This is a genomic window from Vibrio hyugaensis (assembly GCF_002906655.1).
In the GTDB taxonomy this organism is placed as follows: Bacteria; Pseudomonadota; Gammaproteobacteria; order Enterobacterales; family Vibrionaceae; genus Vibrio; species Vibrio hyugaensis.
The window spans coordinates 986,334-998,044 of the sequence record NZ_CP025795.1 but is presented as its reverse complement, the minus strand read 5'-3'; the positions used below and the strand labels follow the sequence as shown (position 1 = coordinate 998,044).

At 41.5% G+C, this 11,711-nt stretch carries 12 protein-coding genes and 1 pseudogene; 1 reads left to right on the top strand and 12 read right to left on the bottom strand.

Going from position 1 to position 11,711, the window contains the following annotated elements; translation table 11 throughout:
- Positions 1 to 47: 47 nt before the first annotated feature.
- The 12 genes and pseudogenes from C1S74_RS21535 to C1S74_RS21480 form a co-directional block, all read right to left on the bottom strand.
- The gene (locus C1S74_RS21535; RefSeq protein ID WP_045399797.1) at positions 48 to 458 is read right to left on the bottom strand and encodes a hypothetical protein; all 411 of its coding nucleotides are present in this window, start codon (positions 456 to 458) and stop codon (positions 48 to 50) included.
- Between the two features lie 99 nt (positions 459 to 557).
- Positions 558 to 1,044: pseudogene (locus C1S74_RS21530) on the bottom strand (hypothetical protein).
- A gap of 21 nt (positions 1,045 to 1,065) precedes the next feature.
- Positions 1,066 to 1,509, bottom strand: a complete 444-nt coding sequence (locus C1S74_RS21525) for an imm11 family protein (protein ID WP_045399928.1) — start codon at positions 1,507 to 1,509, stop codon at positions 1,066 to 1,068.
- A 202-nt stretch (positions 1,510 to 1,711) separates the two neighbouring features.
- The gene (locus C1S74_RS21520; RefSeq protein ID WP_045399796.1) at positions 1,712 to 2,065 is read right to left on the bottom strand and encodes a hypothetical protein; all 354 of its coding nucleotides are present in this window, start codon (positions 2,063 to 2,065) and stop codon (positions 1,712 to 1,714) included.
- Positions 2,062 to 2,589: a hypothetical protein gene (locus tag C1S74_RS21515; RefSeq protein WP_045399795.1), complete on the bottom strand. Its 528-nt coding sequence runs from the start codon at positions 2,587 to 2,589 to the stop codon at positions 2,062 to 2,064. Before C1S74_RS21515 ends, C1S74_RS21520 begins: the two co-directional genes overlap by 4 nt.
- The gene (locus tag C1S74_RS21510; RefSeq protein WP_045399794.1) at positions 2,579 to 3,361 is read right to left on the bottom strand and encodes an AHH domain-containing protein; all 783 of its coding nucleotides are present in this window, start codon (positions 3,359 to 3,361) and stop codon (positions 2,579 to 2,581) included. The genes C1S74_RS21515 and C1S74_RS21510 overlap by 11 nt, the downstream gene beginning before the upstream one ends.
- Positions 3,361 to 4,878: a PAAR-like domain-containing protein gene (locus tag C1S74_RS21505; RefSeq protein WP_082039049.1), complete on the bottom strand. Its 1,518-nt coding sequence runs from the start codon at positions 4,876 to 4,878 to the stop codon at positions 3,361 to 3,363. The genes C1S74_RS21510 and C1S74_RS21505 overlap by 1 nt, the downstream gene beginning before the upstream one ends.
- A 149-nt stretch (positions 4,879 to 5,027) precedes the next feature.
- On the bottom strand, positions 5,028 to 5,819 hold the full coding sequence (gene icmH / locus C1S74_RS21500) for a type IVB secretion system protein IcmH/DotU (RefSeq protein WP_045399793.1): 792 nt from the start codon (positions 5,817 to 5,819) through the stop codon (positions 5,028 to 5,030).
- Positions 5,816 to 7,141, bottom strand: a complete 1,326-nt coding sequence (gene tssK / locus C1S74_RS21495; RefSeq protein WP_045399792.1) for a type VI secretion system baseplate subunit TssK — start codon at positions 7,139 to 7,141, stop codon at positions 5,816 to 5,818. The genes icmH and tssK overlap by 4 nt, the downstream gene beginning before the upstream one ends.
- 11 nt (positions 7,142 to 7,152) lie before the next feature.
- Positions 7,153 to 7,653 (bottom strand): type VI secretion system lipoprotein TssJ, encoded by a 501-nt coding sequence (tssJ, locus tag C1S74_RS21490; protein ID WP_081094945.1) that lies wholly within the window; start codon positions 7,651 to 7,653, stop codon positions 7,153 to 7,155.
- 59 nt (positions 7,654 to 7,712) lie between these two features.
- Positions 7,713 to 9,164: an FHA domain-containing protein gene (locus C1S74_RS21485; protein ID WP_425275345.1), complete on the bottom strand. Its 1,452-nt coding sequence runs from the start codon at positions 9,162 to 9,164 to the stop codon at positions 7,713 to 7,715.
- Between the two features lie 9 nt (positions 9,165 to 9,173).
- On the bottom strand, positions 9,174 to 9,773 hold the full coding sequence (locus tag C1S74_RS21480; protein WP_045399790.1) for a hypothetical protein: 600 nt from the start codon (positions 9,771 to 9,773) through the stop codon (positions 9,174 to 9,176).
- Between the two features lie 624 nt (positions 9,774 to 10,397).
- Here C1S74_RS21480 and C1S74_RS21475 point away from each other — a divergent pair.
- Entirely contained in the window at positions 10,398 to 11,705 is a 1,308-nt protein-coding gene (locus C1S74_RS21475) for a type VI secretion system ImpA family N-terminal domain-containing protein (protein WP_045399787.1), read from the top strand.
- Positions 11,706 to 11,711: the final 6 nt, after the last annotated feature.

Sequence of the window (11,711 nt, the reverse complement as noted above, 5' to 3'; positions counted from 1 at the left end):
GGATGTAGAGAGTAAAAAGCGCCGAAAGGCGCTTTAATAGAAACGTTTTAATTCCAAACGGGCTCGCCGTACTCTTCACAGCGTTTTTTATCATAGTATTCAATACGCCCACCTTTACCGACAAACTGTGCCTGCACTACCATTCCTGCATCCACAAACTCTCGGAAATAATCACATGACACATGAAAACTGCTGTCCTGAATGACTACAGGTACCCATTCGTAACCGCCGCTACGAGGTAAGTAAGACTTGAATACAATGACCCCGTCATCAGAAACCTCAATCGCTTGATCATATTCATTAAGTTTGTAGAAACGCTGCCCATCAAGTTCGGCTTTCGCATGTTCAATAGTTTCTTGAGTTGCCGTAGAAGTCAGTGTTTGATTCGGCATTGTTTGACAGCCGACGACCGATGTTGCCGCCGCCAAAAGCAAAGTTAATTTCATTGTTCTATTCATTATTTCCTAACCACTATGTATTCATTAGCCACGTTCACATCTTTTATTTGTTAGAGTTGTATCCGATTGAATAAAAGAAAAAGCGCCTTTCGGCGCTTATTATACATCTCTTACCCAAACGTCTTTGACGTCTTTTTTAAGAAGGTCAATCACACTTTGGTGAATGAAAACCAGGCCAAAATCTTCTTCTAGTTTAAATATTAATCGTTCTTCTAAGGGAATATTTTCTAATTTAGAGAAGTCAAACGCTGTTGACTCGATGTCTAACCAGCTCAACTTGCCGTATTGTTTTTTTATCCGTCAATTTATAAGTTTGATGGATGTAAGGCATACGATAATCTTCGTAAACTTTAATTTCATCATCAGATGGCTGGCTTGGAGAACAATCCACGCGAGCGTCTAACCACTCTACTCCGTGTACGACCAGTTTCTCCTCTTTTGACGCAATATCGCTGATGATAAATAGCTTTGGAGAAAAGGTCATTTCCAAAAGCAAATCGGGCTCTACTGGCACTATTGGCTTAGGGCTTTGCTGGAATGGGAAGTCAGTCAAAGATTGTTTAGATAAAACTACGTAGTTAGTCATTATTATATTTACCTACTTACACTAGACTCGGGGCGTCTCTTCGGATGTATCAAATGAAAAGGCAACGATACTAGTATTTATTTTACCCTCCTCATCTAAACGGACAAGCGCTTCAAACAACTCGATTGAGAAGAACGTTTTTGTCATTCCGACAGGTTTAAAAACGTGCCTCTTGCTATCCGAAAGTTCCTTGATCTTTTCATCAGATAAGTAAAAACGAGTAGTTACGTCAGTCACTTTTATGCTTTTATCATATTCAACCACATCTACTAAGTTATCTACTGCTATTATGTAGCGCTCAGTTAACACTCCGCCTCCGGAACAGGTTAATTTTGCGGGATAAACTTCAACACCATATGGGTCGAAACTCATAATTAGTTCAGCAATAGGCTTACTGACATTAAAAGCACCGCCTCTGATTAAATCTAATGCTTCAATTTCATAGGTATCATCATCTTTCCACACAATCTCACTTTTACAAGAAGTGGGAGTGAAATCATTATCATCATAGAAAGACGACCGACTATCAACGGAAGTAAATAATGATTCACCCTCGTTAAAGTCCTCATTTATGTATGCTATTTGCATTTTAAACGTGGAAAGCTCCAAATTTCATAACGTAAACTAGGTTGACAACCAGTACAAATACGATCAGTTATGTTGGAAACTAAAAATCAATCAAAACATCAAATTTATTTGTAAATAGGTCTTCATATAAGTCTTTAGAAAAAAAAACATGCCCTTCTTCATTTGTAAAAAATGAACCTCCATCTCGTGATATTAGTTCTAATTTATAATAACCAGACAAAAAATCATCTGGTTTAAAGTAACGGATTGATATAACACTCTCAGTTAAATTAAGAGCATCAATATGACGTATTTTCCTTTTGACATAATCATTTATAAAAATACTTAATCCGTATGTTTGGGATATATATATATCCGGCTCAACTTTAACAAGTCGGATTTTATAATTATCCAAGCTAGCTAGGTCATCAATTTTAAGCACTGTATAATTCATGACATTTCCCATTCAACTGACCAATCGGAAACCTTTTGATACTTTGCATATGAAAAACTCTTAACAGAATTGATTTTCTCTATAATTGATTTATGAAAAAAAACAACGATAGCCCCATAAGAGGGCTTGAATACCAACCTTTCCTCGATGGGTATTTCTGATAAGAGATCAAAGTTAAACCCCTTAACTTCATCCTCTATATCGATAATATTATAACAATGAAGATAAACAAACTCTTTCTCTTTAATCTTAGCAGGAACAAGTGAGTTTTTGTATAGCATTAATTCTGATAACACTGCAAGAAAATCCAGGTCAAATAATATCTCAGTGTTGACAGAAACATCAAATGGAGCATCGATAGCGCTGAAACTCTTTAAGCTAATACATTCAAAGTTAACATGCATGGTTGTAGATATAGCTTTATCCATTAACAAACTAAATCCACGTTCGTCTTCCATGTTCACTACAAAATTTACCTTTGAGTAGTCATTTGATAACACATAATATTCTTCACTAATTGGCATTATATACAACCCTTGAATTTTCTATTTCGTAGATAGTTAACAACCTAGAATGGTCACTTGTCATTAAGTCATTTTTACTAAATGGGTAACTGTGTAATCTTGTTTCACACTCTCTCCCCTCTTTCTTTAGACTTTCTTTTTCCACACCACCACAACCAATATTTCCTTTCAAATAATCAACTCCCGTTTTATGTAAAACGATCTTAAAGTTGGTTATATATTTCAATTTTATAGCTGATATGTAATCGATATTCAGTAATACTTTCTTTTGCTCTTCTAAGGAATCACCTGGACATATCCCCTTACTTAACAAAAGTGAGATCATTTTTTTTATCAGCATTGATGATATTACATGATAAGAAGGCGAGTCTTCAATAGTCGGTATCGCATCACTAGTATGACTACTATAATGAAGAGGTACATTCAATTGACAAGCGACTTGAGGAGACGTCGGTAAACCAACAATATTCCTCGGATGATTTACATTGTACTTACTGAGACGCAATAGTGTTTTATAGTCACTTTTTAGTGTTTTTAGACTTGCCACTGATATAATGTGATGCCCTGTGATGTGACTTGATAATGCTTTGGAGTGCCACGGATGTCTATCTGGGTACTTGATACTTGGCTTCAAGACCTTATTAGCAATAGGCCAATAGTCTTTTCGTCCCAAGACACCTTGACTACCAATCTTAATGTTATTAATTATCTGATTTTTGTTTTCTTTCTCGTATAGCTTTACAGATAAAAGCTTTGCCATTAGCACTGTCATTATTTTTTCCTAGAGCCTAGCCTTGCCTTACAAGGGTGGAGTTTGCTTTTCTTATTTTTGCCGCACAACTTGCATACATAGTCTGCTTTGTTTTTGTCCTCATTCGCCTTTGCAGAGTTCCTTCCTGACTGAGCAGACTCACCGGTATTATGTTTTACTTTTGCTGGGTAAGTTTTCTCGCCCTTACCTAAGATACGAGCAAAAAGATCATCAAACTCGCCCATCGCTTCTTTTAGTTTGTCCGGTACCATCTTATCGATGATTTTTACCTCATCCGCTAACTTCAAGAAATACGCACCGAGCTCATCTGCTCCCATTCTGTTTGCGTATGAAGCCAACTCAGTTGCGACTTCAATACAAGGTTTTAGAACATCGCTAACAATCTGGCTGGTTTGCTTGGCGTAATCCACCCAATCTAACGTACGCAAGAATTTTTCAGGATCGCCTTTACCCATGCCTCTTAAAACAGCTAGCAAAGTATCTTTTGATGTTCCTTTGCCGCCTTTTAGCGCAACTTTACACGTACCTTTGACTGCACTACCAAATGTTGGAACGCAGCCGACAAGGGTAAGTGAAAGCGCTAACCAGTTTTCAGGCTTATCGCGCTCTTCTTCAGTCAACAAGGTCATAATGTTCGCAGATAAATCGCGCACGTCAGCGGCTTGGTCCACCACTGGAATCATTGTCAGAGCAGTGTTGGCTATGATCTGCTCAACCGAAGCGTCATCGTTGAAATCACCAAGAATCACCCCCCAAATCCAGCTGGCAGCACCAGACATTCGCGTCCAAGCATTTTCCCAGAAACCAACCTCGCCTTTCTTTGTTTCTTCAATGATCAGTTGAGCGTTCGCACTCGGATTAAAGTTCGGATTGGTCTTAGTTGGGACATTCGGCATGAAGTCGCGGATGTCCTCACCGTACTCTATGGCAAACTCACCCGGAGCTACCCCGCCAACCGATGCTTTACCACTGTTATCCAATGTACCTTCAAATACGGCGCCAGATTGATCAGTGAGAGTGTAAGTTGCGCCTTGAACGGGTTCACCGTCTGAATATGAGAGGTATAAGTCTACCGTATACGTCCCTTCCTGGTCTTCCGTAACAGAAACCGATGGGTTTTGTGCGCCACCCAAACACATGGTGTTGGCTTTGTTCATGGTCATTTGATCGGATAGGCGACATACGCCCTTGCCTTCAAACTTAACCGTTGGTGAGGCTGAAATGAATTTTGCTTCGGCTTCTATGGTGCCGGATGCGACGCCTTTTTTATCACCGCCCGCATCGCCGGTACTTTTTGAAAACGTACTGCCTTTGATTGCGACACTGTTACCACCATCCATAGAGATAGTCGTTGTGCCACCGGCAAGGTCTGCTGATTTAGCATTGTTGCCATAAGGGATAGGAACGATCGGCTTACCGACCTTCGTTAAACAAACATCTGGGAGCGTTGCATTCGCTTCACCACCTGAGCCTTTATGAACTATTGAAAGTCCATTTGCACCAACTGTTACGCCCATAACCAATCCATTTGAATTTTGTTGATTGAATAATAAAAGAGATCGCATATTGCAACCTCTCTAAATGACTAGTGAATACCACTAAATCGCCAGTGATATTCACGATAAAACTTAAAACTGGCAGAAGATCTCAATTTGAGATCTTCTGGTTATTGATACATTTCCAACAACTTTTGAAACTTAAGGTCGATCACCATGTAGGTCGCGACATACATGATCCCAAAGGTGATCGCGCTCACCCCTAAAATCAGCTTGGGTGAAATCACCCTTTTTAACGGCTTCTTAAGGTATTTGGCCTTAAGGTTAACGAGAGAGACTTTCTCTTGCTCGGCTAAACGTTCATCACGCACGAGTCGATAGATAGTGCTACCGATTTCCGCGAGTTTTTCGTTGCCTCGCTCTTCGCGTCCGTACTTACCTTGGAAGCCAAGTTGAAGCAGTAAATAGAGGAACTCGATGACGTGTCGGTACTTGCGAGGGTCTGCTTTTAAGCGCTCCAAAATCACGAAGAACTTGTCACCACCAGAGGTCTCATTATGGAACTCTGACAACAAACTGTTCTGGCTCCAATGACTGTTTGCTCCCCACTCCTGACGACAGACAGACTCATCTATTGCTGCGCACAAGCAGTAGCGGATAACCAAAATGGATGCGCGATCCAATTCCATTTCGTTGAGCTTACGTTCGCCCTTTCTGATCTCACGAGCCACTTGTTCACGAAACGGCATTGGGTCATCTAGCCATGGAATCGACGACATACAAGACAGACTCGCGATCAACCAAGAGAATTGGTCGACTAACGGGTTGATACCCATACTCTCGATGTTGAGGTCTTGAACGGCGATATTGCGCGACAAATCAGGCGCTGGCATCACCTCCATCGGTTTGCCAGGCTCTGGTTGAAATAGAACGACGGTTACATCGGTTTCTGCATAACTCATAGACGTACAGCCCAAAGTTGCAATGACAAGTTAGCGAAATCACCCGCGACATGAATCGCAATCGCCGCTGTGTTTTTCAGTGCTGACCACTCTTCGCCCGTCTTATCCAGCTCGAAGTAGGTGTAACCCGCATGGTATGGCAGCGCACGAGGTACAACTGGCATTGGTTTGATCTCGATACCTGGTAACTGCAGGTTAATCAGATCACGAATGTTATCGATAGAACCGATCTTCGTTTGGCTAACAAACTGGGTATGTAAGATATCCAGCGTAACATCAGCTTTAACGGCAAGAATAAAGGTCGTAGTATCGATGATCTTGCTGTCTGGGATTGCTGCTGTTCGAATGCCGTAGTTTTGGTCTCTCAACGTGAGTGGCATTGCGCGCTGTTCAGACATCACACTTAGTGTCATCTTCGCGCTATCAAGCGTTCGCGATAGACAGCTGGTCAAATCGCCGTGATTGTACTTAGTGAACTCGACTGGTCGACGAGATGCCGAACACAAAGTTGAAAGCTCTCCTTCTGCTTGAAGAAGAATGCGGTAAAACGATTCTGGATGAACCCCCTCAGCACTCGCAAAGTGCCAGAATAGCGGCTCATATCGGTTTAGGGCTTGAAGCAGCATGAAATCGGAAACCGATGACACGCCCTGCTGGTCAACCACACCCAAGCGCTGAACAATTGATTCTGCGCGGTGTTTCAACATAGACGCGAATTCGGTTGCGAACTTGTTTAGTACGGTTGAGGCGTGAATATCAATACACGTCGGGATGAAGCTCTCATCTAAGATAACACTGCCATCTGGCTTTACTTCTGAGATTTTTAGGATCGGAATCGATGTGTATGCACTCTTGTCTTCATGGTCATACATCAAACAGAAGTTAAGCTTACCGACTACGATATTTGCCATGTCTTCTGAATCATAACAAGCGTCAACCGCTTCTTGAGATTCCATCGTGTAACGCGCGCCGTCTTTCTTCGTTCCGAACAGTTCAGAACGCTCGGAAGGTAACGGACAACAAAGATAAACGACTTTGTCGGCAATCGAAGGATCAACGTCTTTCACTTCTGGCAATTCTGCAAGCAGTGGCAAATCAAAAGGCGTTCTGTCTTGCAAAATACCTTCTGCTCGTGTGATGCCAATCTTGCCTAGCGCGAGTAACTGCGAGTTAATCTCTAAACGCTTAATGCCCCAATGCAGGGGCGAGGCGTTTGAACTCAACATACTAGAAAGTTTACTTTGTGAACGATCGAGCTGTTGAAAATGCTGCGGCTTCATGAACATTCCATCTTGCCAAACAACTGGATTGTATAAAGACATGCTTTTATTCCTTAAAAGTAAACTTGTTCAATGCCGCGAGTATTATCAGAAATTAACTCACTGCCTTCTAATTTGAGCTTTAGGTAGTACTCGCTCTTCTCTTCAATGACTTCGACTTTTCGCCATGACGACCCATCTATGTCACGGAAAGCAACCGAGAAGCCAACAGCGCGAGTGGCGGGATCGAGCGTTAACATCTCGTGGATTTTGTCGCCTGGCTGGATTTGGTACTCGTAACGCTTGATATATTCGTCACCCAGTGACGCTTTATCGTTCTCAAACAATGCAAAAAAGTCTAGGCTACGAAAAAGTACTGGCGAGCTTAGCTCATGAACGCGAAGGATAACTGGCGACGATTGGCCTCCTTCACGTACGTTTAAGACCGACGACGCCTCGATGACTAACTCAATAGAAGAGGTTTCTGGCGTGATGCCTGTTGATTCTTTTAACTGGTCCCACATGGAACATCCGGATAGCAATGCAAATCCGAGTAATACAGCGATACTACGCATGGCTTCCCTTAATCGCTTTGTTGTAGTTCTTTTTAATAAGACCTTTCAACGATGTTTCATTAAACTGGCGGCGGTTTTTTCGCGTAAAACTCCAAATACTCGCCCCAGAGCTTGGACTTAGTCGCAAACATCGATTTGCTTGCCACATCATTTGCAAACGTGACAGGGTCATTAGTTTCTGATTGCTCTAATAGCAACTCATTGAGTGCCTTATTAAAAATGATTTGGTGGTCATTAAGTTCATCAAGCATCTGTTCAACCAGTTCGTTTGGCGCGAGCAAATTCTGGCTATTTAACGTCAACATTAACTCGGCAAGATTAGACTCTGCTTGACTTAACCCTTCCTCTTCTTTTAAAGATTCCACTTCGTGAAGATCTTTCTGCAAGTTGTCGATACACAAACGTAAGCAGGTACCCATTTGTTTAAACAGTAACGCTTCATTACTGATTAAATCGGGATTAGTAATGCCAAGTCCTTCGTAAAATGCTTGGCTAATATCATTATAAGTTTCACTTCCAGAGCCATCGAAGGACGCATTTGATACAAAGCCAACTTTCGTTTCTGATGCTGGTTGCTGAGTTTTCTCTGTGGTTTGTGAAGCAGGAATAAACGCTTGCGTAACCTCTTCCCATTTTTGTCCAACCGGTTCGCTTTTAGACGCACTCTGTTGATATGAAGCATCACCGTTCGCTTGATGACTTGGCGAACGGTCGCTCATCGTTGGCGCTTCAACATTTGGTAAAGTCTCTTTACTGTAAAAATCGTCTGGAATGCGTTGCGCGTTTACTTGGGGCTGTAAATCGACTTTGGTCTGAACAGGCGCTGATTCATTACTCTTGGTCTCACCACCTAACCAATCTTCTGGGATCAGGTTAGGTAAGTCCAACTCAGAATGGATACTGAAGCTGTCGTCTACGATTTGACGCGTATTTTCGATAGGGCTCGGTTGAGACTCTTGGTCCCTTTCTTCATTTCTGATTAGGTAGTCATCATCACGCTGCATGGAAAACTTTAGATGCGCGATAGGATCGTGGCTATCAACGTCATCCTGCTTCGTTTCCATAAACAAATCTTCTAACGCGCCTACTTTTTCTTCCTCTTCAACAACCGCCTCACCTAAATTAATAAGGGGATCGTTAGATACGCGTTCAGGAGCAATATCTGCGGCAATGTCTTGTGACGCTGTGACATGCTCTAACGATACACCAATTTCGTACTGGCCTAATGAGACAATGTCACCGTCGACAATGGATACTGGTTGATTTTTAAGGATCTTATTGCCATTTACCATGGTGCCATTAGTACTGACATCGCTGATATAATACGTATCACCGTAAACACTGATCAGACAATGTGTGCCTGAAATAAAGCGGTTGTGATCCACTAACGGCAAGGTACAACTGGATGCTCGCCCTACTGAGCCGCCACCTTCCGGCATTTCAATATGCTTCGCACCCGTGTATTCCTCTGGGCATTTAGAAATGAATAGGACTAGCTGATGTAAGCGCATTGCTAAACCTTAAAATAGCAGTGAAACAGAGAGTTCAACGCCACCCACTCCGTCATTTACAACAGGAAGAATGTAGGAAGCTTGCGGAATGATTTGAATGTGAGCGTCTGGATTGCTACCAAGCTTGATCGCGGTACCTAAAGTAACAACGGCACCAAGTTCAAACTGGTCTATATCTTCAATTGGTTCATAGCGAAAGCCATCTTGGTCCACCTTCCAGCGATTTGAATACTGGGAGTAACCAAAAGAGAGGCCCGCACCAACGTAAGGGGTAAAGATGCTCCAAGAGCTGAGCGCGTATTGTGGTACAACACGAAGTTCGTAGTTGGTGACTTCTTCATAAACACCATTTGCAGGAGCATCGATGTCTTCTGTTAGATAATTTAAGCCCAACCACCAGCGCCAACGGTTATTATTTTCATCGATTGGTCGCGTATGCACTAAACCAAACCGCAAAGCATCTTGATCACCGCTAGAACCTTCGTCATAGTCGTGGCTTTCCATCATAATCATGTTTACTGACCCGCCATACCGTTCCCCTTTTGCCACTGCAAAAGTAGAAAACAGACACATGGCTGAAATCAGCCCCACTTGACTTGGTTTTAGCATTTCGTCCCTCTAGGTAAGCCTTGTAATAATACTTAGAGACGAACGATATCAACTCTCTTTTCTTTTTCAATATGGTAAAAAATAGCGCCATCAAATAAGGCAATTAACCTACAAATAAAATCAATTTAACTATCATTAATTGCAGAAAGCAGGAGGGCAAATTAAGAATAAGCAAGGAATATCCATTCAACTACTATCTATTCATAGAAATTGATGTTAGAACAAAAATGATAAGGAAAATCTCAAAATCAGCATAAGATTAATAAGCCAACCCTATTAAAGCCAATGCTAATCAAGAGGAATTTAATTTAGTTGCTGCAATACTGCTTCCGATTTTGGTTACATTTGATAAGCAGAAACTATGATTTACCGCCGATTAATTGCTCTACCAAAAAGCATTTATGCGACAGACATCACTGTTGCTAATACGTTACCAATCAATACAGACAATAAGAAATGTGAACGAAGATCACACCAAATTAAATTATATTGATTTGGATATTATTTATTATTCAATTTCTTTCTTTTGCCTATAAAATCCCTCAAAAAAAAGACGATAGCATCTCGCTCATATTTTATTCGAGTATCGCTATCTTTATATATAATCAGTTGGAATTAGACATTATGTTTTTCAGCGACTTCACTAGAAGACCGATCGATGAAAGTAATCCCAGCGGTTCAAACCCTAATGGCTTAGACGATTTTGACGAAATAAAGCGTCAAATAAATAACCTAAATAAGGTCACTGGACGTGTTTCATGGAAGACGGTTCAAACGCTCTCAAAGAAGATTTTAAGTACACAAGGGAAAGACTTTCGCTGTAGCTGTTACTTTACTGTCGCAGCCACGCATAACGAAGGATTAAAAGGACTTGTTGAAGGGTTAAACTCCCTACTCGATTTGTGTGTTGTGTATTGGTATACCGCCTACCCAGAGCACTCCAAAACTAATGCTCGCATGGGAGCAATCGAATGGATGGTAGAAAACACCGAAAAACGTATCAACAAGCACAAAGTACGCCCTGAAGAGTTACCGCTGATTGAAGCGGCTCATCAATTGTGCTTGAGAATCGAAGAAGAACTTCGCCTTCACTACGGTATCAAAGCCCCTTCGTTTGGTCGTATTCGTCGTATTTTGAATCAATGGATTGAAGAGCTTAAAGAGACAAAGGCAAAAGAAAACAAAGCGATAGAAGCAAAACAAGCCAAGCCAGTGGAAAGTACAGGCATTAAAGTAGAGATCGCTCCTCCAACAAAGGCGGTTGCTGCCAAAACTCAACCAAAAGTCGATGAAGAGAAAGAAGTTGAATCCTCTAAGTCGAGCAAAGTAATGGTTTACTCTGTTATTGGTTTAATGGTTGCCGCTTTTGCGTCGCACTTCATTTATAAACAACACCAATACCAAACACTCAAAGGTCAAATTGAACACGCCTCTTTAAGCGAATTGACGACATTGGTTGATTCCCTGAGCGTTAAAAACAAGGAATACCTTACGTCTCTTAGATCAACCACGGTGGATCGTCTCGACGTTCTGATGACAGATTGGACAATCGATCCGGTCAAAGTCAGTAAGGTAAATACGATAGATAAGCTAACCAGTGAATTAACTGTACTTTATCCAGACTCATCGTCTGCGCAGCAACTTCGTGAGAATTTTTTAGAGCAACGTTCTCGTTTCGAGGCTGAATTCGATGTTATATATAAACGATTTGCCTATGCTAGGACCGTATTTGCCAATGTAGCGAAGCAAAATTCAGATAAAGATTCAAAGAAAGCGTATGAGTACAGCAATTCACTCTTTCCGCTTCTTGGTCGAATTGAATACGCTGAAAAGAATACCCAGCAAAAGGAAATTGATCGCTCTCTCCTTTTACTGAACACCTACCTATATAAGATAAACCAGCTACAAACTGCGACAACCGACAATAAATAACGATAC

What these genes read in the sequence shown, in the direction of transcription:
- C1S74_RS21535 (WP_045399797.1), bottom strand. Translation starts at nt 458, where the DNA reads ATGAATAGAACAATGAAATTAACTTTGCTTTTGGCGGCGGCAACATCG.
- C1S74_RS21520 (WP_045399796.1), bottom strand. Translation starts at nt 2,065, where the DNA reads ATGAATTATACAGTGCTTAAAATTGATGACCTAGCTAGCTTGGATAAT.
- C1S74_RS21515 (WP_045399795.1), bottom strand. Translation starts at nt 2,589, where the DNA reads ATGCCAATTAGTGAAGAATATTATGTGTTATCAAATGACTACTCAAAG.
- C1S74_RS21510 (WP_045399794.1), bottom strand. Translation starts at nt 3,361, where the DNA reads ATGACAGTGCTAATGGCAAAGCTTTTATCTGTAAAGCTATACGAGAAA.
- C1S74_RS21505 (WP_082039049.1), bottom strand. Translation starts at nt 4,878, where the DNA reads ATGGGCGTAACAGTTGGTGCAAATGGACTTTCAATAGTTCATAAAGGC.
- icmH (WP_045399793.1), bottom strand. Translation starts at nt 5,819, where the DNA reads ATGAGTTATGCAGAAACCGATGTAACCGTCGTTCTATTTCAACCAGAG.
- tssK (WP_045399792.1), bottom strand. Translation starts at nt 7,141, where the DNA reads ATGTCTTTATACAATCCAGTTGTTTGGCAAGATGGAATGTTCATGAAG.
- tssJ (WP_081094945.1), bottom strand. Translation starts at nt 7,653, where the DNA reads ATGCGTAGTATCGCTGTATTACTCGGATTTGCATTGCTATCCGGATGT.
- C1S74_RS21485 (WP_425275345.1), bottom strand. Translation starts at nt 9,164, where the DNA reads ATGCGCTTACATCAGCTAGTCCTATTCATTTCTAAATGCCCAGAGGAA.
- C1S74_RS21480 (WP_045399790.1), bottom strand. Translation starts at nt 9,773, where the DNA reads ATGCTAAAACCAAGTCAAGTGGGGCTGATTTCAGCCATGTGTCTGTTT.
- C1S74_RS21475 (WP_045399787.1), top strand. Translation starts at nt 10,398, where the DNA reads ATGTTTTTCAGCGACTTCACTAGAAGACCGATCGATGAAAGTAATCCC.